At 69.6% G+C, this 20,698-nt stretch carries 18 protein-coding genes; 11 read left to right on the top strand and 7 right to left on the bottom strand.

Annotated elements, in window-relative coordinates:
* Positions 1 to 26: 26 nt before the first annotated feature.
* Entirely contained in the window at positions 27 to 317 is a 291-nt protein-coding gene (locus JOD63_RS08110) for a GIY-YIG nuclease family protein (protein WP_045275357.1), read from the top strand.
* 173 nt (positions 318 to 490) lie between these two features.
* Here JOD63_RS08110 and lpdA read toward each other — a convergent pair whose 3' ends face one another.
* Together lpdA and JOD63_RS08100 are read right to left on the bottom strand one after the other, a co-directional pair.
* Entirely contained in the window at positions 491 to 1,891 is a 1,401-nt protein-coding gene (lpdA, locus tag JOD63_RS08105) for a dihydrolipoyl dehydrogenase (protein WP_045275358.1), read from the bottom strand.
* A gap of 10 nt (positions 1,892 to 1,901) precedes the next feature.
* Positions 1,902 to 2,573 carry a copper resistance CopC family protein gene (locus JOD63_RS08100; protein ID WP_045275395.1) on the bottom strand — a complete coding sequence of 224 codons (672 nt, stop codon included), beginning with the start codon at positions 2,571 to 2,573 and terminating at the stop codon, positions 1,902 to 1,904.
* A gap of 103 nt (positions 2,574 to 2,676) precedes the next feature.
* Between JOD63_RS08100 and JOD63_RS08095 the strand changes: the two genes are divergently transcribed.
* Positions 2,677 to 3,078 (top strand): hypothetical protein, encoded by a 402-nt coding sequence (locus tag JOD63_RS08095; RefSeq protein WP_045275359.1) that lies wholly within the window; start codon positions 2,677 to 2,679, stop codon positions 3,076 to 3,078.
* A gap of 95 nt (positions 3,079 to 3,173) precedes the next feature.
* Here the strand turns inward: JOD63_RS08095 and JOD63_RS08090 are convergent, their stop codons facing one another.
* Positions 3,174 to 3,521, bottom strand: a complete 348-nt coding sequence (locus tag JOD63_RS08090) for a hypothetical protein (RefSeq protein WP_045275360.1) — start codon at positions 3,519 to 3,521, stop codon at positions 3,174 to 3,176.
* A 168-nt stretch (positions 3,522 to 3,689) separates the two neighbouring features.
* Here JOD63_RS08090 and JOD63_RS08085 point away from each other — a divergent pair, with 168 nt between their 5' ends.
* From JOD63_RS08085 to JOD63_RS08075, 3 genes are all read left to right on the top strand, one after another.
* Positions 3,690 to 4,193: an FHA domain-containing protein gene (locus tag JOD63_RS08085; RefSeq protein WP_045275361.1), complete on the top strand. Its 504-nt coding sequence runs from the start codon at positions 3,690 to 3,692 to the stop codon at positions 4,191 to 4,193.
* Positions 4,193 to 4,885 carry a transcriptional regulator FtsR gene (gene ftsR / locus JOD63_RS08080; RefSeq protein ID WP_045275362.1) on the top strand — a complete coding sequence of 231 codons (693 nt, stop codon included), beginning with the start codon at positions 4,193 to 4,195 and terminating at the stop codon, positions 4,883 to 4,885. The genes JOD63_RS08085 and ftsR overlap by 1 nt, the downstream gene beginning before the upstream one ends.
* A gap of 105 nt (positions 4,886 to 4,990) precedes the next feature.
* The gene (locus JOD63_RS08075; protein WP_407664986.1) at positions 4,991 to 5,542 is read left to right on the top strand and encodes a MerR family transcriptional regulator; all 552 of its coding nucleotides are present in this window, start codon (positions 4,991 to 4,993) and stop codon (positions 5,540 to 5,542) included.
* Positions 5,543 to 5,546: 4 nt separating this feature from the next.
* On the opposite strand, the gene JOD63_RS08070 is transcribed toward JOD63_RS08075, so the two are convergent.
* Together JOD63_RS08070 and JOD63_RS08065 are read right to left on the bottom strand one after the other, a co-directional pair.
* Complete coding sequence (locus JOD63_RS08070) at positions 5,547 to 6,755, bottom strand: trans-sulfuration enzyme family protein (RefSeq protein WP_045275363.1); 1,209 nt, start codon at positions 6,753 to 6,755, stop codon at positions 5,547 to 5,549.
* A gap of 109 nt (positions 6,756 to 6,864) precedes the next feature.
* Positions 6,865 to 7,674: a ParA family protein gene (locus tag JOD63_RS08065; RefSeq protein ID WP_045275364.1), complete on the bottom strand. Its 810-nt coding sequence runs from the start codon at positions 7,672 to 7,674 to the stop codon at positions 6,865 to 6,867.
* 72 nt (positions 7,675 to 7,746) lie between these two features.
* Between JOD63_RS08065 and JOD63_RS08060 the strand changes: the two genes are divergently transcribed.
* From JOD63_RS08060 to JOD63_RS08050, 3 genes are all read left to right on the top strand, one after another.
* Positions 7,747 to 11,154, top strand: a complete 3,408-nt coding sequence (locus tag JOD63_RS08060; RefSeq protein WP_045275365.1) for a pyruvate carboxylase — start codon at positions 7,747 to 7,749, stop codon at positions 11,152 to 11,154.
* Positions 11,155 to 11,249: 95 nt separating this feature from the next.
* Positions 11,250 to 12,953 (top strand): MinD/ParA family ATP-binding protein, encoded by a 1,704-nt coding sequence (locus JOD63_RS18205; RefSeq protein WP_245617964.1) that lies wholly within the window; start codon positions 11,250 to 11,252, stop codon positions 12,951 to 12,953.
* Positions 12,953 to 13,441, top strand: a complete 489-nt coding sequence (locus tag JOD63_RS08050; protein ID WP_045275367.1) for a peptide deformylase — start codon at positions 12,953 to 12,955, stop codon at positions 13,439 to 13,441. The genes JOD63_RS18205 and JOD63_RS08050 overlap by 1 nt, the downstream gene beginning before the upstream one ends.
* A 67-nt stretch (positions 13,442 to 13,508) precedes the next feature.
* On the opposite strand, the gene JOD63_RS08045 is transcribed toward JOD63_RS08050, so the two are convergent.
* The gene (locus tag JOD63_RS08045; protein WP_045275368.1) at positions 13,509 to 15,335 is read right to left on the bottom strand and encodes an AMP-dependent synthetase/ligase; all 1,827 of its coding nucleotides are present in this window, start codon (positions 15,333 to 15,335) and stop codon (positions 13,509 to 13,511) included.
* A gap of 148 nt (positions 15,336 to 15,483) precedes the next feature.
* On the opposite strand from JOD63_RS08045, the gene JOD63_RS08040 reads away from it, so the two are divergent.
* From JOD63_RS08040 to JOD63_RS08030, 3 genes are read left to right on the top strand one after another with little or no spacing between them, the layout of a single operon-like run.
* On the top strand, positions 15,484 to 16,419 hold the full coding sequence (locus JOD63_RS08040; protein ID WP_045275369.1) for an ROK family glucokinase: 936 nt from the start codon (positions 15,484 to 15,486) through the stop codon (positions 16,417 to 16,419).
* Positions 16,420 to 16,423: 4 nt separating this feature from the next.
* Positions 16,424 to 17,110, top strand: coding sequence for a lysophospholipid acyltransferase family protein (locus JOD63_RS08035; protein WP_045275370.1), 687 nt, complete (start codon positions 16,424 to 16,426; stop codon positions 17,108 to 17,110).
* A 51-nt stretch (positions 17,111 to 17,161) separates the two neighbouring features.
* On the top strand, positions 17,162 to 18,499 hold the full coding sequence (locus JOD63_RS08030; protein ID WP_045275371.1) for a class II 3-deoxy-7-phosphoheptulonate synthase: 1,338 nt from the start codon (positions 17,162 to 17,164) through the stop codon (positions 18,497 to 18,499).
* A 249-nt stretch (positions 18,500 to 18,748) separates the two neighbouring features.
* Here JOD63_RS08030 and pknB read toward each other — a convergent pair whose 3' ends face one another.
* Positions 18,749 to 20,695 carry a Stk1 family PASTA domain-containing Ser/Thr kinase gene (pknB, locus tag JOD63_RS08025; protein ID WP_045275372.1) on the bottom strand — a complete coding sequence of 649 codons (1,947 nt, stop codon included), beginning with the start codon at positions 20,693 to 20,695 and terminating at the stop codon, positions 18,749 to 18,751.
* Positions 20,696 to 20,698 lie beyond the last annotated feature (3 nt).

Below are 20,698 nucleotides of genomic sequence, written 5' to 3'. Positions count from 1 at the left end.
TCGATCGTTCGGCGTAGCGTTCGTGCATGGCACACGTGTACATGCTCGAGTGCTGCGACGGCACGCTCTACGTCGGCAGCACCAAAGACCTCGATCGGCGGCTGGCTCAGCACGCGGCCGGTGAGGGTGCGGCATACACACGACGGCGTCTGCCGATTCGCCTGATCTGGTCTGCCGAGTTCGAGCGCATAGATGAGGCATTCGGCTGGGAGAAGCGTCTGCAGGGGTGGAGCCACGCGAAGCGGCTGGCATTCGCTCGCGACGGGATCGACGGAGTGAAGGGGTGGAGTGCCCGCGAGCGCGCATCCGGGCGTTGAGCGAGGAAGCGCGGCTATCGGACCAACGGGGCGGGCGTTTCGTCTCGCTGCGCTCGCTCAACGACCGGGACGCTCGGCCGTGCTCGCTCAACGACCGGGATCCTCGACTGTGCTCGCTCAACGACGGAGGGGCCGGGATGCCGCAGCATCCCGACCCCTCCGGTGAAAGCGGATCAGAGGTTGATCATGTGTCCGGCCAGGCCGTGGAAGCCCTCCTGGAGCGCCTCCGACAGTGTCGGGTGCGTGTGCACGTTGCGTGCCGCTTCGAGCGCGGTGAGGTCCCACTTCTGGGCCAGCGTCAGCTCGGGCAGCAGCTCCGACACGTCGGGGCCGATCAGGTGGCCGCCGAGCAGTTCGAGGTGCTCGCCGTCGGCGATCAGCTTGACGAAGCCGACGGGCTCGCCGAGCCCGTTCGCCTTGCCGTTGGCCGAGAACGGGAACTTCGCGACCTTCACGTCGTAGCCGGCGTCGCGCGCCTGCTGCTCGGTGAGACCGAACGAGGCCACCTGCGGCGAGCAGAACGTCGCGCGCGGCATCATCCGGTAGTCGCCCAGGGTCTGGGTCTCGGCCTTGCCGATGGTCTCGGCGGCGACGACGGCCTGCGCCTCGGCCACGTGGGCGAGCTGCAGCTTCGCGGTCACGTCGCCGATGGCGTAGATGCCCTCGACGTTCGTGCGCATGTAGTCGTCGATGTCGATCGCGCCGCGGTCGGTGAGCTTCACGCCGGTGTTCTCGAGGCCGAAGCCCTCGACCCGCGGGGCGAAGCCGATCGACATGAGCACCTTGTCGGCCTCGATCTGGCCCTTCGCGCCGTCGGCGTTCGCGCTGTACGACACGGTGACCTTGTCGCCCGAGTCGACGACCGACTCGACCTTGGTCGAGGTGAGGATGTCGACGCCGTACTTCTTGTACTGGCGCTGGATCTCCTTCGAGACCTCGACGTCCTCGTTGGGCAGGGCACGGTCGAGGAACTCGATGATCGTGACCTTCACGCCGTAGTTGGTGAGCACGAAGGCGAACTCCATGCCGATGGCGCCGGCGCCCACGATGACGATGGACTCGGGCAGGTCGCGCGTGAGGATCTGCTCCTCGTAGTTCACGACGTTCTTGCTGAACTCGACGCCCGGCAGGGTGCGCACGGTCGAGCCCGTCGAGATGATGACGTTGTCGAACGTGACCGTCTCGGTGGAGCCGTCGGCCTTGGTCACCGTGATGGTCTTGGCGTCGACGAACGACCCACGACCCTCGTACTCGGTGACCTTGTTCTTCTTCATCAGGTAGTGGATGCCGCCCACGTGGGTGTCGGCGACCTTGCGGCTGCGGTCCCATGCGACGCCGAAGTCGAACTTCACGTCGCCCGAGATGCCGAACAGGTCGGCCTTGTGGAGCACCTGGTGTGCGAGGTCGGCGTTCTTCAGCAGAGCCTTCGAGGGGATGCAGCCGACGTTGAGGCAGACACCGCCCCAGTACTTCTCTTCGATGATCGCGACCGAGAGTCCGAGCTGTGCGCTGCGCACGGCCGCGACGTACCCGCCGGGGCCCGCGCCGAGGATGACGACGTCGTAGTGAGGCATGACTCCCAGCCTAATGGTCCGAAGGGTCGTCGGATTCGGGGGTGGACCCCGGCGAACCGCCCGGGGCGCCGGGGCGCGGACGCGAGACGAGCAGGTACAGCAGAGCACCGGCGAGGCCCGCGACGAGGATGCCGCCGATCACCCACGGCCACACGTCGCCGAACGTCGAATCCTCGTCGGGAGCAGCGGTGGGCGTGGGAGTCGCGACGGGCGTCTCGCTCGCCGTCGCCGACTCGCTCGCCGTCGGCGACGGCTCCGTGGTCGCGGTGGGCGTCGGCTCCGCTGCGGCGACGGTGAAGGTGAACTCGCCCGAGATGGGGTGCCCGTCGCTCGAGACGACCTTCCACAGCACGGTGATGACACCGGATGCCTCGCCGGCGAGGGGCTGCGTCAGCACGTTGTCCTGTGTGGTCGGCTCGCCGTCGCTGAGGGCGGTGCCCGCGGCATCCGTCACCTCGACGATCGATGCGCCGGGATCGGTGGAGATCAGGTTGCTGTAGGTGAGCGCGATCGACTCGGGCAGCGTGTCGACGGTCGAGTCGGCGGCGGGGTCGGTGCCCAGAAGCTCGTCGTGCGCGGAGGCGGGCGGAGCGATCAGGAGAGCGGATGCCGCCACCAGAGCGGCTGCGGCGAGGGCGGCCGCGAGTCGGGTGCGGGTCGGCTTGTGAATTCCTTGTGACATCACCCGATCGAGCCTACGCGGGCCTTCACCCGGGCGGGTCACGCGCCTACCATGGGCGGCAGGCGGGTGGACTGCCCGCACCGATCTGGATGCGAGGCGCACGATGGACTCGATGATGATGGACATGATGTCGAAGGACATGATGTCGATGCCCGGCATGGACATGATGGACATGTCGGTCCTGCAGGCCTGTATGGACGCCTGCTCGGCCTGCGAGCAGGCATGCACGGTGTGCTCCACGCAGATGATGTCGTGCGCCCCCGCGTGCATGAACTGCGCCGACATGTGCAACACGATGATGCGCTCGATGATGCGCATGCAGGGGATGACGCCGGCATCGATGATGGCGATGCTCGACGCCTGCATCGCGATGTGTCAGACCTGCATGGACGAGTGCATGGAGCACGCCGAGATGAGCGCGGTCTGCAAGATGTGCGCGCAGTCGTGCCAGGCGTGCATGGATGCCTGCATGGCTGTCAAAGACATGATGATGGCGTCCGCCTGACGACCGTTTCGTCTCGTCGCTGCGCTCCTCGCTCGACGACCGCACTGCGGGCTCGGGCGTTGAGCGGGTGGAGCGAGACGAAAAACGACGCCGAGTCAGCGGGCGACGTTGTAGCGCACGCCGCCGATCGCCAGCACGTCGTAGCGCGCGTGGAGGGCGACGGGGGTGCCCGGAGCGAGGTCGATCGCGGCACCCGACGCGCTCCATACGACGATCTGCTCGCCGGTCGCGAACGCCGTGAGGCGGATCACGCCGGTCGCGGCATCCGCGTCGTCGACGAAGGCATCGGCCCAGTCCGACGGCGTCGCCGACGCGAGTCGCGACTGGATCAGGTGGAGCGCGTGTCCAGGCTCGAAAGACGAGCAGCGTCCGCCGTGGTCGCACATGCACGCAGCAGCCTCACGCACCAGCAGGGGCGGGGTGTTGCTGCGCGGACTCGACACGACGGTCTCCTTCTCGTTAGGTTCGTACCTCAGTAAGGCTAAGGACACACCTGCCGCGAAGCATCCGAACCGACACCTGGCGAAACAAACCGCCCACGTTCGGCGCCGCAATCGTCACCGTTCCGACGGTGTCGATCGGCTAGGCTTTGCAGGCAGAGGGAGGTAACCGTGGAGGACAACCGCCGACCGGACGAGATCCGACGGGCAACGGGTGCAGGGGGCGACCTGCAGGAGTCCGAGCGCGGCACCGACACCACTCAGACTTTCGGGCACGACTCAGACCTGTCGTTCGTCCCGTTCGGGAGCGAGCTGGGTGAGGCCGAGCTCGACGCGATCGACGCCCTGCCGTCGGGCGCCGCACTTCTTCTGGTGCGTTCCGGGCCCACCGCGGGTGCGCGCTACCTGCTCGATGCCGACGTCACCACCGTCGGGCGCCACCCCGAGGCCGACATCTTCTTCGACGACGTCACCGTCTCTCGCCGGCACTCCGAGATCACGCGGACAGGCACCTCGTTCGAGCTGGTCGACCAGCGCTCGCTCAACGGCACGTACGTGAACGGGGAGCGCGTCGACCGCGCGACGCTCGTCAACGGCGCCGAGGTGCGCATCGGAAAGTTCCGCCTCAACTTCTTCGTCTCGCCCGCCGATCTGGCCCAGGCCACCGAGAACTGATGCCGGCCGTCAACGCCCGAGGACGCGCAGCGTCTTCGGGTCTGCTGAGCATCGGTCAAGTGCTCGCCCGGCTATCGCCGGAGTTCCCGGCGCTCACGTCGAGCAAGCTGCGCTTCCTCGAGGTGCAGGGCATCGTCACGCCGGTGCGCACCGAGTCGGGCTACCGCAAGTTCTCGCAGGCCGACCTCGAGCGCCTGCGCCTCGCGCTCACCCTGCAGCGCGACCACTATCTGCCCCTCGTCGTGATCCGCGAGTACCTCGCCGACATCGACGCCGGGCGCGACCCGGCGACGCCCGTGGCCGTTCCGCCGCCGTCGATCGTGCCCGCTCCGCGCCGCTACCGGCGCGAGGAGCTGCTCGCCACAGCCGGGGCCGCGCCGCAGCTGCTGAACGACGCGATCAGCACCGGCGTCATCGTCGCATCCGACGCGTACACCGACCAGACGGTGACGCTCCTGCGGGCGCTCGTGGCGCTCGATCGCCACGGCATCGAGCCGCGGCATCTGCGGGCCCTGCGGCAGAGCGCCGACCGCGACGTGGCGCTCGTCGAGCAGGCGGTCGCGCCGCACCTGCGCCGCACCGACTCGGCGTCTCGCGGCCGCGCGGGCGAGATCGCGCCGGAACTCGCGAAGCGGCTCGAAGAGCTCCGCTCGATCTACGTCAAGACCGCGATCGACCGGCTGCTGGGCTGAGTCCGCGACACGCCGATGCGCTCGGAGCGGATGTCGTTGCCCGAGGGGCACGGCTGATCTAGCGTTGAACTATCCGATGCGACTGCGTCGTTCGGGCGAAGGGGGATGAGCATGTCAGCTCGCGAAGTGCAGGGCGAACAGCCGTTCGTCGCCGACCTCCTCTTCACCGACGGTCTGCCCGCGATGGACGACGAAGTCGGGTACCGCGGAGCGCAGGCCGCCCGCGCCGCCGGCATCACGTACCGCCAGCTCGACTACTGGGCTCGCACCGAACTCGTCGAGCCCACCGTCCGCGGCGCCAGCGGATCCGGATCCCAGCGTCTCTACGGGTTCCGCGACATCCTCGTGCTGAAGCTCGTCAAACGCCTCCTCGACACCGGCATCTCGCTGCAGCAGATCCGCGTGGCCGTCGACCAGCTGCGTGCCGCCGGCATCCGCGACCTCGCCGGCACCACCCTCATGAGCGACGGCGCCTCGGTCTACCTCTGCACCTCGAACGACGAGGTCATCGACCTCGTGAGCCGCGGCCAGGGCGTCTTCGGCATCGCGGTGGGCAAGGTGCTGCGCGAAGTCGAATCCGAACTCGTCGAGTTCGAGGCGCACACCCCCGACGAGCTCGACGAGCTCGCTGTGCGCCGCGCGGCACGCTCCGCCTGAGGCGTCAGGCCAGCGCCGCCGCGTCGACGTCGATCCGTTCCGCGCCCACGGCATCGAGCGCCTGCGCCAGATCGGCGATCAAGTCGTCGGGGTGCTCGAGGCCGATCGACAGCCGTACGAGAGCATCCGACGGCTTCGCGTGCGCCTGCACCGGCCGGTGCGTGAGTGACGCGGGGTGCTGGATCAGCGAGTCGACGCTGCCGAGCGACACGGCGTGCGTGAACAGGCGCACGTGCGAGGTGAGTGCGGCAGCAGCCTCGTAGCCGCCGGCGAGTCGGATCGCGATCATCGCCCCGGGCCCGTCCTGCTGGGTGCCGACGAGTCCGTGCGGGTCGCACCCGGGCAGGCCGGGGAAGTGCACCGCACTGACCTCCGCACGACCGGCGAGCCAGTCGGCGATGCGGCACGCGGCATCCTGCTGGGCACGCATCCGCACCGGCAGCGTCGCGAGACCGCGGTGGAGCAGGTACGCCGACAGCGGATGCATGACGGCCCCGGTGATCGCCCGGGTGCGACGCAGCGCTGCGGCGGTCGCCGCGTCGCAGGCCACGACACCGCCCACGACGTCGCCGTGACCGCCGACGTATTTCGTCGCACTGTGGAGCGACAGGGCGGCGCCGAGATCGAGCGGGCGCTGCAGCACGGGGGTCGCGAAGGTGTTGTCGACGAGCACCGGCACGACTCCGGCTGCGGCGACCACTGCCTGCACGTCGACGAGGTCGAGAGACGGGTTCGCGGGCGTCTCGAGCACGACGAGCGCAGTGTCGTCGCGCAGCGAGGCCACCACCTCGTCGGGACCGCAGAAGGTCACGTCGGCACCGAGGAGTCCCGAGGCGAGCAGGTGATCGGTGCCGCCGTAGAGCGGCCGCACCGCCACCACGTGGCGACCGGCGGCCAGCGACAGCAGCACCGCCGTCAGCGCGGCCATGCCGGACGAGAACGCGACGGCCTCCTCGGCGTGCTCGAGGCGCGCGAGCGCCTCCTCGAACCGCGCCACGGTGGGGTTCCACAGGCGCGCGTACACGTTCGACCCGCCTTCGAGCGGCAGCCCGCCGGTGGCGAGCACCTCGTACGAGAGACCGCCGATCTCCACATCGGGGAGTGGATTGGTCGACGAGAAGTCGAGGGGGAGTGCGTGCACACCCAGCGCGGTGAGGTCGTCACGGCCGGCGTGCACAGCAAGACTGTCGGGATGCAGCGTCTTCGGTGCCATTGCATTATGGTGCGTCATCACGACGCGGCATCCAAGTCCTGATCAGCTGACTGCGCAGAAGCGAATCAAACTGCTCATTCCGGGCGCAAAATGATCAGCGCCCGAATGTTCATGCGCGGGCTTCGCCGGGAACCGGGATGCGGCCGGTGCGCATGATGCGGTCCAGCAGCACGTCGAAGTCGGCAGCGAGCTCCTGCGCCGAGTCGCCGGGCCAGATGTGCAGCGGCTTCGCCGCGCCCTGCGCCTGCTGCAGCGACGTGCGCTCGGGCAGCTGCGGGGCGAGCACGAGCGGCCCGAACATGTCGCGCAGCTCCTTGATGCGGAACTGGTGCTCGATCGACTGCGGGCGCACCCGGTTGACGACGATGCCCAGCGGCTGGAGGCGGGGCGAGAGGCCGCGACGGATCTCCTCGATCGCACGCAGGGCGCGGTCGGCCGCGGCGACCGAGAACAGCCCAGGCTCGGTGACCACGATGACGCGGTCGGATGCCGCCCATGCGGTGCGCGTCAGCGCGTTCAGCGACGGCGCGCAGTCGATGAGCACGAGGTCGTAGTCGCCCTCGATCGTGGCGAGCGCCTCTTCGAGCTTCCAGACGTCGCGCACGCTCGGGTGCGGGCCGTCGAAGTTGATCGCAGACGGGCTGCCGATCATCACGTCGATGGTGCCGGGATGCACCTTCGCCCACCCGCTGGAGGTGATCGCCTGCTTGACGGTCTTCTCTTTGGGGTTGGCGAGGACATCAGCGACATTCAGGCGGCCTGCCACCTGGATGTCCATGCCCGTCGACACGTCGGACTGCGGGTCGAGGTCGACGACGAGCGTGCGGACACCGCGGGCGAAAGCCGCCGACGCGAGTCCGAGAGTCACGGTCGTCTTACCGACTCCACCCTTGAGCGAGCTGACGGATAGGACGTGCACAAGGCACCACGTTACCGTCCTCTAGGCTGAGAGCACACTCAGCCCCGCCTGCATTGCCGCCCGGGAGGTCGGATGTTCCGCAAGATCCTCGTCGCAAATCGTGGAGAGATCGCGATCCGCGCCTTCCGAGCCGCCTTCGAACTCGGCGCCCGCACCGTGGCCGTCTTCCCATACGAGGACCGCAATTCGCTGCACCGGCTGAAGGCCGACGAGGCCTACCGCATCGGCGAGATCGGGCACCCCGTGCGTGCCTACCTCGACGTCGACGAGATCATCCGCGTGGCGCTCGAATCGGGCGCCGACGCGATCTACCCGGGCTACGGGTTCCTGTCCGAGAACCCCGAGCTCGCCGAGAAGGCGGCCGCCAACGGCATCGCGTTCATCGGGCCGCCGGCGCGCGTGCTCGAGATGGCCGGCAACAAGGTGACGGCGAAGCACCACGCGATCGCCGCGGGTGTTCCGGTGCTGCGGTCGACCGAGGCATCCGACGACGTCGACGCACTCCTCGCGCAGGCCGACGACATCGGGTTCCCCATCTTCGTCAAGGCCGTCGCCGGCGGCGGCGGCCGCGGGATGCGCCGGGTCGAGACCGCCGCAGAGCTCGCCCCCTCGCTCGCCGAGGCGATGCGCGAGGCGGGCAGCGCCTTCGGCGACGCCCGTGTGTTCCTCGAGCAGGCCGTGCAGCGCCCCCGCCACGTCGAGGTGCAGATCCTCGCCGACAAGGCGGGCGAGACCGTGCACCTGTTCGAGCGCGACTGCTCGGTGCAGCGCCGCCACCAGAAGGTGATCGAGATCGCGCCCGCGCCGAACCTCGACCCCGAGGTGCGCGACTCGCTGCACGCGTACGCCATCGCGTTCGCGCGGTCGATCGACTACGAGAACGCCGGCACCGTCGAGTTCCTGCTCGAGACCGCGGGTCCTCGCACCGGCGAGGTCGTCTTCATCGAGATGAATCCGCGCATCCAGGTCGAGCACACCGTGACCGAAGAGGTCACCGACGTCGACCTCGTGCAGTCGCAGATGCGCATCGCGGCGGGTCAGACCCTCGACACCCTCGGTCTCACGCAGGACCGCATCCAGCTCCGCGGCGCGGCGCTGCAGTGCCGCATCACCACCGAAGACCCCACGCAGGGCTTCCGCCCCGACACGGGCAAGATCACCACGTACCGCTCGCCCGGCGGCGCCGGCATCCGTCTCGACGGCGGCACCACCGCGGCGGGGTCGCAGATCAGCCCCCACTTCGACTCGATGCTCGCGAAGCTGACCTGCCGCGGCCGCGACTTCGGCGCCGCCGTGGTGCGCGCCCGTCGCGCCCTCGCCGAGTTCCGCATCCGAGGCGTCTCGACGAACATCCCCTTCCTGCAGGCGGTGCTCGACGACGAGTCGTTCATCGCCGGCGACGTCAGCACCGCGTTCATCGACGAGCGGCCGGGCCTGCTCAAGGGGCGCGAGTCGAAGGACCGCGGCACGAAGATCCTCAACTGGCTCGTCGACACGACGGTGAACCGCCCCAACGGCGAGAACCCGCTGAGCGTCGACCCGCGTGCGAAGCTCCCCGCCCTCGACCTGACCACCGAGCCGGTCGCCGGCTCGCGTCAGCGGCTGCTCGAGCTCGGCCCCGCCGGCTTCGCGAAGGCGCTGCGCGAGCAGACCGCCCTCGCCGTCACCGAGACGACGTTCCGCGACGCCCACCAGTCGCTGCTCGCCACCCGCGTGCGCACGAAGGACCTCGCGACCGTCGCACCTTACGTCGCGCGGCTCACGCCCGAGCTGCTCTCGGTCGAGGCCTGGGGCGGCGCCACGTACGACGTCGCGCTGCGGTTCCTCGGCGAAGACCCGTGGGAGCGGCTCGACAGCCTGCGCGAGGCGCTGCCGAACGTCGCGATCCAGATGCTGCTGCGCGGCCGCAACACCGTGGGGTACACCCCGTACCCGACCGAGGTCACCGACGCGTTCGTGCGTGAGGCCGCGGCATCCGGCATCGACATCTTCCGCATCTTCGACGCCCTCAACGACGTGTCGCAGATGCGCCCCGCCATCGACGCGGTGCTGGCCACCGGCACCTCGGTCGCCGAGGTCGCCGTCTGCTACACCGGCGACATCCTGAACCCGTCCGAGCAGCTCTACACGCTCGACTACTACCTGCGTCTGGCGGAGCAGATCGTGGATGCCGGCGCCCACGTGCTCGCCATCAAGGACATGGCAGGGCTCCTGCGCCCGGCGGCCGCGTCGAAGCTCGTCGCGGCGCTCCGCGACCGTTTCGACCTGCCCGTGCATGTGCACACCCACGACACTGCCGGCGGTCAGCTCGCGACCCTGCTCGCCGCGTCGGCCGCGGGGGCGGATGCTGTCGACGTGGCCGCCGCACCCATGTCGGGCACGACCAGCCAGCCCTCGCTGTCGGCGCTCGTCGCTGCGATGTCGCACACCGAGCGCGACACAGGCATCGATCTCGGTGCGGTGACCGATCTCGAGCCGTACTGGGAGGCGGTGCGCAACCTCTATGCGCCGTTCGAGTCGGGGCTTCCCGGACCCACCGGACGCGTGTACCACCACGAGATCCCGGGTGGTCAGCTCTCGAACCTGCGTCAGCAGGCGATCGCGCTCGGCCTCGCCGAGGACTTCGAGCTCATCGAAGACATGTACGCGGCGGCGAACGAGATCCTCGGCCGCGTGCCGAAGGTGACGCCGTCGTCGAAGGTCGTCGGCGATCTCGCCCTCCACTTGGCGGCCGTCAAGGCCGACCCGGCCGACTTCGCCGAGAACCCGCAGAACTACGACATCCCCGACTCGGTCGTCGGATTCATGGCCGGTGAGCTCGGCGACCTGCCCGGCGGCTGGCCCGAGCCCTTCCGCACCAAGGTGCTGCAGGGGCGCGACGTGAAGGTGGGCGTCACCCCCCTCACCGCCGACGAGGCAGCCGCGCTCGAGGGCGACGCCGACGAGCGGCGGAGCACCCTTAACCGGCTGCTGTTCCCCGCTCCCACCCGGGCGTTCGCGCAGGTGCGCGACGTGTTCGGCGACCTGAGTGTGCTCGACACCGCCGACTACCTCTACGGCCTCACCGCCGGGACGGAGCACGTCGTCGAGATCGAGCGGGGCGTGCAGCTGTACGTGGGGCTCGAAGCCATCGGCGAGGCCGACGACAAGGGCATGCGCACCGTGATGACCACCCTCAACGGACAGCTGCGTCCGGTGTTCGTGCGCGACCGCAGCATCACCGTCGAGGCGCGACAGGCCGAGAAGGCCGACACGTCCAAGCCCGGTCAGGTCGCCGCGCCCTTCTCGGGCGTCGTGACGCTCAAGGCCGGCGTCGGAGACGCCGTGAGCGCCGGCCAGCCGGTCGCGTCGATCGAGGCGATGAAGATGGAGGCGGCCATCACCGCACCCGTCGACGGCGTCGTCGAGCGCCTCGCGATCGGGCCTACGCAGCAGGTGGATGCGGGAGATCTTTTGGTCGTGATCCGTCCGGCGCAGTAGCCTGGAGGGCGGCAACCCGACCGACGAACTGCCAGGAGACCTCCGCTGTGACGCCCGATCGATCTGACCAGACGCCCAAAGACTCCGAGAACGGCGTGCTTTCCGACACCGGAAACCTCGACACCGCCCGACTCGGATTCATCAGCGGCGCCACGGCGCAGGTGAACGTCGAGCTTCCCGCCGAGTCGGACGACACCGACGACGACGTCGTCGATGACGGCGTGATCGACGAGGGCGTGCCCTTCGTCGTGGAGATCCCCGCCGACGCTGAGGGCGCCGACGCGGACGAGCCGGCCGACGTCGAGGCCGTGCTCTCGCGCTACGACGACGTCGAGGACGCCGTCGTCGTCGAGGCGGAGACCGGCGAGATCGTCGTGGAGTTCGAATCCGCCGATGCGGACGATCCCGACGAGTCCCACGAGGATGCCGCCGCCGCGGAGGCCGCGGAGGCCGAGGAGATCGCTCTCGCCGTCGCATTCGCCGAGGCCGCGGCACGCGACCAGGCCGCAGCCGACGCTGCCGAGATCGAGGCTGCGGCTGCTGAGGCGGCAGAGGCTGCGGCGAAGACGGCAGCGGCTGAAGCTGCCGCCGCTGAGACACAGGTCGAGGCTGAGGCCGCGGCATCCGTCGACGAGGCTGCGGTGGCAGAGCCCGCCGCGATCGACGCCGACGCCCGCGACGAGGTCGAAGCACCTGCGGTCGCACCCGTCCCGCCGGCGACCGGGACCGTTCCGGTCAGCCGTCGCGAGGCATTCCACCCCACCAGCGTCGCCGACCGAGCGGTCGAGCGCGTTCAGCCCCGCCCGGAGGTCACCTTGACATCCAAGCGCCTCGGCGAGTTCGAAGCCGACCGTGAGACCGCAGATCTGCTGACGCCCGATCGTCTGCTCGACCCGCACCATGTCGTCAAGTCCGAGCCCGAAGGGCTCTGGCAGCAGCTCGTCTACTCGATGTCGGGTCACCGCATCAACCTGGGAGACGGCAAGCGCGCGCGTGCCCGCAAGGAGCTCGACCGCCGCATCGCCGCGCCGCTCAACGGCGTCGCCCGGTTCGTGCCGGTCGTCTCGCGCAAGGGCGGCGTGGGAAAGACCACCGTCACCACGCTCCTCGGCATGGCTCTCGCCGACGCCCGCGACGACCGCGTGATCGCCATCGACGCGAACCCCGACCGCGGCACCCTCGCCGAGCGCATCGCCCGGACGAGCGGCAAGACCGTGCGCGACCTCGTGCGCGTGAGCGGCGACGTCGCCGGCTACAACGACCTGTCGAACATCGTCGCCCGCGACGAGACGCGCCTCGACGTGCTCGCATCCGACACCGACCCGCGCGTGTCGGAGGCGTTCAACGACGTCGACTACAACACCGTCGCGTCGCTCGCTGCGCATTACTACTCGATCGTGCTCACCGACACCGGAACCGGCATCGTGCACTCCGTCATGGAGGCGACGCTCCAGCGCGCCGACCAGCTCGTGGTCGTGGCGGGTCTGAGCGTCGACGAGGCCAAGCTCGCCTCCGAGACCCTCACCTGGCTCGAGACCAACGGCTACGCCGAGCAGGTGCGCGGCGCGATCGTCGTGGTGAACAACGCGCGTCCCGGCGCCCCGCTGGTTCGCCCGGAAGAGCTCGAGGCCCACTTCAAGACCCGCGTGCGCTCGGTGGTGCACATGCCGTACGACCCGCACATCGCGGCGGGGAGCGCGATCACGTTCCGCGACCTGCAGCCGCAGACGCGCCAGGCGGCGCGTGAGCTCGCCGCGGTCGTGGTCGAGGGCCTGCGCGTCTTCGCGAACGCCGCGTAATGGCGGTCCGTGCCATCCGGGTCTTCGGCGACCCGGTGCTCCGTGCGCCGAGCGCGCCCGTCGACCGGATCGATGACGGCGTGCGGGCCCTCGTGCAGGACCTCGTCGACACCGTCGCCCTGCCCGGCCGCGCCGGCGTGGCAGCGCCGCAGATCGGCGTGGGCGTGCGGGCGTTCAGCTACAACATCGACGGTGAGATCGGGTACGTGCTCAATCCCGTGCTCGAGGTGTCGGGCGACCCGGTGCCGACGGGGGAGGGATGCCTCTCGGTGCCCGGCCTCTGGCACGACGCGCTGCGGCATCCGTGGGCGCGCGTGACGGGCATCGACCTCGACGGCGAGCCAGTCGTGCTCGAGGGCGAGGGGCTCCTGGCCCAGGCGCTGCAGCACGAGACCGACCACCTCGACGGCATGCTGTACCTTTCGCGGCTCACGCCGGAGGACCGGCGGGCCGCGATGAAGGAAGTCCGCGAGTCCGACTGGTTCTGACGTCGAAGCGGATGCACGAAGCCCCGGCCCTCCGAAGAGGTCCGGGGCTTCGCCGCGATCGGGCCGCTTACTTCAATGACACGTTCGTGGTGTCTGCGGGAACCGCGTAGAGCGCTTCGACGTCGCCCGCGAAGTCGTCGAGGATGACGTTGCGCTTGATGCTCATCTTCGGCGTGAGGTGTCCGCTCGCCTCGGTCCACTCCGTCGCGAGGATCGTGAACTTGCGGATCGATTCGGCGCGCGACACCGTCGTGTTCGCGTGGTCGATGGCGCGCTGCACCTCGGCGCGGACGGCGTCGTTCTGCGCGGCATCCGCCAGCGACATGTCAGCGGACAGGCCGTTGTTCGCCAGCCACGTCGGCAGCATCTCGGTGTCGAGGGTGACCAGCGCAGCGATGAACGGCTTCTGGTCGCCGACGACGACGACCTGGCCGACGATCGGGTTCGCGCGGATGGGGTCCTCGAGGGCGGCCGGGGCGACGTTCTTGCCGCCGGCGGTGACGAGGATCTCCTTCTTGCGGCCCGTGATCGTGAGGAAGCCCTCGGCGTCGAACGCGCCGATGTCACCGGTCTTGAACCACGCGCCGTCGAACGCGGCGGCGGTAGCCTCGGGGTTGCGCCAGTACTCCTTGAACACGTTGACGCCGCTGACCTCGATCTCGCCGTCGTCGGCCAGACGCACGCCGACACCGGGGATCACCGGGCCGACCGTGCCGATCTTGGACTTGCGCGCCTGGTTCACCGTCGCGGGCGCCGTGGTCTCGGTGAGGCCGTAGCCCTCGAGGATCGTCACGCCCAGGCTGTGGAAGAAGTGGCCCAGGCGCGGGCCGAGCGGCGCCGAGCCCGACACGGCGTACTCCACGTTGCCGCCCATCGCGGTGCGCAGCTTCGAGTAGACGAGCTTGTCGAAGAGCGAGAACTTGATCTTCGTCATGAGGGGCACCTTCTTGCCCTCCTGCACGAGGGTCGAGTGCTCGACGGCCGTGTGGGCTGCGGCCCGGAAGATCTTGCCCTTGCCGCCCGCTTCAGCCTTCTGCTCCGCGGAGTTGTAGACCTTCTCGAACACACGCGGAACCGCGAGGAGGAACGTCGGCTTGAACGAGCCGAGCGCCGGCAGCAGCTGCTTGGTGTCGGGCTGGTGGCCCGTCTTCACACCGGCGTGGATGTCGAGGATCGAGATGAACCGGGCGAACACGTGCGCCGTCGTGATGAACAGCAGTGTCGAGGCGCCGGGCGTCTCGAAGACCTCGCGGTTGGACTTCGTCGCGTTGCGGGTGAGCTCGACGAAGTTGCTGTGCGTGAGCACGCATCCCTTCGGGCGCCCGGTCGAACCCGACGTGTAGATCAGCGTCGCGATGTCGGCGCCGTTCGCGATCGAGCGGCGGCGCTCGATCTCCTCGTCGGGAACGGATGCGCCTTCGGTCTCGAGGCGGTCGAGGTCGCCGGCGTGCATCTCCCACACCGAGCGCACGAGCGGCACCTCCTCGCGGATCTCGGCGATGCGCGCGGAGTGGTCGGCCGACTCGGCGATGCAGGCGATCGCCCCGGAGTCGGAGAGGATCCACGACACCTGGGCGGGGGAGCTCGTCTCGTAGATCGGGACCATGACCGCGCCCGCGTAGAAGAGTGCGAAGTCGACGAGCGTCCAGTCGTACGTGGTGCGGGCGATGAACCCGACCTTCTCGCCGGGCTCGATGCCGGCGGCGACGAAGCCCTTCGCGAGGGCGATGACCTGCTTCTCAAAGGTGGCGGCGGTGATGTCGCGCCATACTTCGCCATCGGGGACGGCGAACAGGGCGAGGTCGGGCGTGGCCTTGACGCGCTCGACGAGCAGGTCGGTCACATTGGCTGTGGGATCGGCTGGGACGATCGGGGGGACTTCAAACTGGACCACGGCAGCTCCTTCGGTACCGGCTGACACTTCTCGGGTGATGCATCCGATTCTAATGTGACGGCCGGCAGTGCCCCACGGGGGTGTGCATTCCGCACTGCGCACTAGACTTCAACCGCCGTCGCGCCCGCGCCGGCCGGAGAGGGAGAGCGTGCTCAACGTCGGCATCGACATCGGCGGAACCAAGATCGCGGGAGGCCTGGTCACCGACGACGGGCGCATCCTCGAGAAAGTACGCGTCGACACGCCGCACGACACCCGGGCGCTCGCGCAGGCCGTCATCGACATGGCCCGCCACTTCCGTTCTCAGCACGACATCGCCGCCGTCGGCGTCGCTGCCGCCGGCTTCATCGACCGTGATCGCGCGGTCGTGATCCACGCCCCGAACATCGCGTGGCGCAACGAGCCGCTGAAGGCCGCGCTCGAGGCGGGCATCGACCTTCCCGTCACCATCGAGAACGACGCGAACGCCGCAGGCTGGGCCGAGTATCGGTTCGGCGCCGGTCGCGGCGTGCGCAACATGGTCATGCTCACCATGGGCACGGGCGTCGGCGGAGCCATCGTGCTCGACGGCGCGCTCTTCCGCGGCGGCCACGGCATCGGCGGCGAGCTCGGCCACATCCGCTTCACCCGTGACGGTCTGCCGTGCGGCTGCGGACAGAACGGATGCCTGGAGCAGTATGCATCCGGTCGAGCGCTGCAGCGCGAGGCGAACGACATCGCCGACGGTGGCGGCATCGGCGCGGCACTCGCAGCCCTGCGGGCCGAGAAGGGCTCGATCTCGGGACCGTCTGTGTCGCGACTGGTGCTCGCCGGAGACCCGGGCGCGACCGAGGCGCTTCGCCGCGTGGCTACTGCTCTCGGCGAGTCGTGCGGCGGGTTCCAGGCCGTGCTCGACCCCGAGCTCTTCGTCATCGGCGGGGGAGTGGCCCAGCTCGGCGACGACCTGCTCGCCCCCGTGCGCCTCGCTTACGAGACGTCGCTGCCCGGCTACGGCGACCGCCCCGTCGCCGACTTCGCCATCGCGCAGCTCGTCAACGACGCCGGAGTCATCGGCGTCGCCGACCTCGCCGGAGCCGAGGCGTAAGCAGATGTTCTACTGGCTGATGAAGTACGTGGTGATCGGACCGATCGTGAAGGCGATCTTCCGGCCCTGGATCGTCGGCCGGCGCAACATCCCCACCGAGGGCGGCGCGATCCTCGCCAGCAACCACCTCTCGTTCGTCGACTCGATCTTCCTGCCGCTGATGATCGACCGGCCGGTGGCCTTCCTCGCCAAGAGCGACTACTTCACCGGCAAGGGCCTCAAGGGGTGGGCCACCCGCATGTTCTTCAAGGCCACCGGCCAGCTGCCGATCGACCGCTCCGGGGGCAAGGCATCCGAGGCGTCGCTCAACACGGGTCTGCAGGTGCTCGGTCGCGGTGAGCTCCTCGGCATCTACCCGGAGGGCACGCGCAGCCCCGACGGCAAGCTGTACCGCGGTCGCACCGGAATCGCGCGCATGGCGCTCGAGGCGCGCGTGCCGGTCGTGCCGCTCGTGATGGTCGACACCGACACGATGATGCCCATCGGGCGGCGCATCCCGAACGTGGTCCGCGTCGGGATCGTGATCGGCGAACCCCTCGACTTCTCGAGGTTCGAGGGCATGGAGGGGGATCGCTACATCCTCCGCTCCATCACCGACGAGATCATGGTCGCGCTCCAGCGCCTCGGCGAGCAGGAGTACGAAGACGTCTACGCCTCGACGGTGAAGGACCGGCTCAACACCGCGAGCTGAACACCCGTCACACGGGGATCCGGGCGCCCGCGGCGCGGCTAGACTCGAGGGATGCTTCCTGACCTCGACGGACTCGACCACTGGCGGACCCTGCCCATCAAGCAGCAGCCCTCGTGGTATGACGTCGACGCCGTCGCGGCAGTCTCGGACGAGCTGGCCATCCTGCCCCCGCTGGTGTTCGCCGGCGAGGTCGACAACCTCCGCGATCGACTCGCGCGCGCGGCATCCGGTCAGGCGTTCCTGCTGCAGGGCGGCGACTGCGCCGAGACGTTCGCCGGGGCCACCGCCGAGCAGATCCGCAATCGCATCAAGACCGTGCTGCAGATGGCAGTTGTGCTGACCTACGGCGCCTCGATGCCGGTGGTCAAGATGGGCCGCATGGCGGGCCAGTTCGCCAAGCCCCGCTCGAGCGACACCGAGACCCGCGGCGACGTCACCCTGCCCGCCTACCGCGGCGACATCGTCAACGGCTACGACTTCACCGCGGCCTCGCGTCAGGCCGACCCCCAGCGACTGCTGAAGGGGTACCACACGGCCGCCTCGACCATCAACCTCATCCGCGCGTTCACGCAGGGCGGCTTCGCCGATCTGCGCGAGGTGCACTCGTGGAACAAGGGCTTCGCGCAGAACCCGGCCAACCAGCAGTACGAGCGACTCGCCACCGAGATCGACCGGGCCATCAAGTTCATGGAGGCCGCCGGCGCCGACTTCGACGAGCTCAAGCGCGTCGAGTTCTTCACCGGCCACGAGGGTCTGCTGATGGACTACGAGCGGCCGATGACGCGCATCGACTCGCGCACCAGCACGCCGTACAACACGTCGGCGCACTTCCTGTGGATCGGTGAGCGCACGCGCGACCTCGACGGCGCGCACGTCGACTACTTCTCGAAGATCCGCAACCCCATCGGCGTGAAGCTCGGCCCGACCACGTCGCCCGAGACCGCGCTCGCGCTCATCGACAAGCTCGACCCGAACCGCGAGCCCGGGCGACTCACGTTCATCACCCGCATGGGCGCAGGAAAGATCCGCGACGCGCTGCCGCCGCTGCTCGAAGCCGTCCAGGACTCGGGGGCGACCCCGCTGTGGGTCACCGACCCGATGCACGGCAACGGCATCACCACGCCCACCGGCTACAAGACGCGTCGCTTCGACGACGTCGTCGACGAGGTGCGCGGCTTCTTCGAGGCGCACCGCTCGGTGGGCACCTTCCCCGGAGGCATCCACGTCGAGCTCACCGGCGACGACGTCACCGAGTGCCTCGGCGGTTCGGAGCAGATCGACGAGGCCACCCTCGCGACCCGCTACGAGTCGCTGTGCGACCCGCGCCTGAACCACATGCAGTCGCTCGAGCTCGCCTTCCTCGTGGCCGAGGAGCTCGAGAAGCGCTGAGGTCTCGATTCGAGGGAGGGCGTCCGCCGATGCGGGCGCCCTCCGTCGTCGACGGGCCGGTCGACGCGCGGCTCGGCCCACGGCGTGGCGGTGTGTGGCTCCGGGTCCGGCGTGCAGAACTCCACGGATCTCCCCACCCGCGTGCCCGCGGAGCGCGGAACTCTGCGGGCGCGCCGCGGCTCTGCTTCGGATCCGTGGAGTTCTGCGCGGTGACACGCGACGCCCGGACCCGCTGAGCTCCAGCGGGAATCAGCCGGTGCCGGTGATCTGCAGCGTGATGGTCGTGCCGCGCACGTGATAGGTGTCGGCCCCGGGGTCCTGGGCGGTCACCGAGGTGAGCTCGTCGGGCCACACATTCCACAGCAGTGAGTAGTTGACCTCGAATCCGGCGTCGCGCAGCGTCTGCGCAGCGACGTCGCGGGTGAGGCCGGTCACGCTCGGCACCGGGTAGGTGGGCGGTCCGGTCGAGACGATCAGGGTCGTCTTGTCGCCCTCGCGCCACCAGCCGCTCGTCTCGCGCTCGGTGATGGCGATCACGGAACCGGCGGCGACCGTGTCGCTGGCCTGCTGCTGATCCTCGTCGGCGACGACGAGGCCGGCGTCGGTCAGCGTCGAGCGCGCCTGGTCCGCCGGCATGCCCACCACGTCGGGGAGGGTGCCGAGCGAGACGCCCAGCGTCGCCGTGTCGCCCTGGTGCACGGTGCATCCGTCGCCGCACTCGACCGTGTCGCCGCCGGCGGCAGGCTGCACCGCGACGTACGCCACGGTGCCTTCAGCCCAGTCGGTGTAGTACGAAAGGATCTCGCCGACCTCGATGTGCTCGGCGTCGAGCGCGGCGATCACATCATCGGAGGACTGACCGTTGAGCTTCTCGAACGTCGCCTCGGCTGGACCGAGCGAGACGTAGACGTCGACCGTCGCATCCTTGTCGAGCCGCGCACCCGATCCCGGTACGGTGCGGGTCACGGTGCCCGCCTCGACGTCGAGACTGGTCTCGCTCTTCTCGATTGCGACGAGCGAGTCCTCGGCGAGGCGCTCCTGGGCCTCCGCGTAGGTGCCCCCGGTGACATCGGCCACTGCGACCATCGATCCGGGTCCTGAGCCGAACCACCAGCCGGCGCCGGCGGCGAGCCCCGCGAGCAGCAGCACCACCGCGAGCAGCCACCAGCCGCGGGCGGCGCGTCGCCGGGTGATCTTGCGCAGCTGCGCGGCGTTGTCGATGTCGACGGCTGCCGCGGCCACGGCGATGGACCCGGTCGCCGTGGGCAGCACCGCGGTGAGGTCGCCCGAGTCGGCGGCGTCGTCGCCGATCGTCGCGATCGGACCGGTGCGGGTCACCGCCGGGGTGACGCCGAGCTGCCGCTCGATCTCGCGCAGCCGCTCGAGCATCTCGCGAGCGTCGACGGGGCGCTCGTCGGGGTTCTTCTCGGTCGCCCACAGCACCAGCTCGTCGAGCGGCTCGGGCACTCCGGGGTTCTTCACGCTCGGGCGCGGCACCGAGTCGGTGGCGTGCTGGAACGCGATCTGCATCGGCTGCTCGCCCTTGTACGGCTGCTCGCCGGTGAGGATCTCGTAGAGCATGATGCCGAGCGAGTAGATGTCGCTGCGGGCGTCGGCCATGCCGCGGGTGACGAGTTCCGGAGCGAGGTACGCGATCGTGCCGAGCAGCTGCGAGCCGGTCGCCGTGTTCGCCGTCGTGGCACGCGCCAGGCCGAAGTCGCCGATCTTGATTCGGCCGTCCTCCGCGAGGAGCACGTTCTCGGGCTTGACGTCGCGGTGCACGATCCCGGCGCGGTGGGCTGCCGCGAGGCCCGAGAGCACGGCATCCATGATCGAGATCGCCTGCGGCACGGTGAGCCGGCGCTGTTCGCGCAGCAGCTCGCGCAGCGTGATGCCGGGCAGGTACTCCATGACGAGATACGCCATCTCGCCGTCCTGACCCTGGTCGAACACGTTCACGACGTTCGGGTCGGCGAGCCGGGCGGCGGCGCGGGCCTCCTGGATGAACCGGCTCTGGAACACCGTGTCGTCACTCAGATGCGAGTGCATCACCTTGATGGCGACGCGGCGCTCGAGACGCAGGTCGGTGGCGACGTACACCGTGGCCATGCCGCCACGGGCGATGCGGGCACGCACGCGGTATCGGCCGTCGACGAGACGGCCGATCAGCGGATCCGTCTGCTGACTCGTGCTCACGCT

It is taken from the genome of Microbacterium terrae (assembly GCF_017831975.1).
Lineage (GTDB): Bacteria > Actinomycetota > Actinomycetes > Actinomycetales > Microbacteriaceae > Microbacterium > Microbacterium terrae.
This window is presented reverse-complemented; position numbering and strand designations above follow the sequence as displayed.

Coding starts and splice junctions, on each gene's coding strand:
- JOD63_RS08110 (WP_045275357.1), top strand. CDS start 27: ATGGCACACGTGTACATGCTCGAGTGCTGCGACGGCACGCTCTACGTC.
- lpdA (WP_045275358.1), bottom strand. CDS start 1,891: ATGCCTCACTACGACGTCGTCATCCTCGGCGCGGGCCCCGGCGGGTAC.
- JOD63_RS08100 (WP_045275395.1), bottom strand. CDS start 2,573: ATGTCACAAGGAATTCACAAGCCGACCCGCACCCGACTCGCGGCCGCC.
- JOD63_RS08095 (WP_045275359.1), top strand. CDS start 2,677: ATGGACTCGATGATGATGGACATGATGTCGAAGGACATGATGTCGATG.
- ftsR (WP_045275362.1), top strand. CDS start 4,193: ATGCCGGCCGTCAACGCCCGAGGACGCGCAGCGTCTTCGGGTCTGCTG.
- JOD63_RS08075 (WP_407664986.1), top strand. CDS start 4,991: ATGAGCATGTCAGCTCGCGAAGTGCAGGGCGAACAGCCGTTCGTCGCC.
- JOD63_RS08070 (WP_045275363.1), bottom strand. CDS start 6,755: ATGGCACCGAAGACGCTGCATCCCGACAGTCTTGCTGTGCACGCCGGC.
- JOD63_RS08060 (WP_045275365.1), top strand. CDS start 7,747: ATGTTCCGCAAGATCCTCGTCGCAAATCGTGGAGAGATCGCGATCCGC.
- JOD63_RS08050 (WP_045275367.1), top strand. CDS start 12,953: ATGGCGGTCCGTGCCATCCGGGTCTTCGGCGACCCGGTGCTCCGTGCG.
- JOD63_RS08035 (WP_045275370.1), top strand. CDS start 16,424: ATGTTCTACTGGCTGATGAAGTACGTGGTGATCGGACCGATCGTGAAG.
- JOD63_RS08030 (WP_045275371.1), top strand. CDS start 17,162: ATGCTTCCTGACCTCGACGGACTCGACCACTGGCGGACCCTGCCCATC.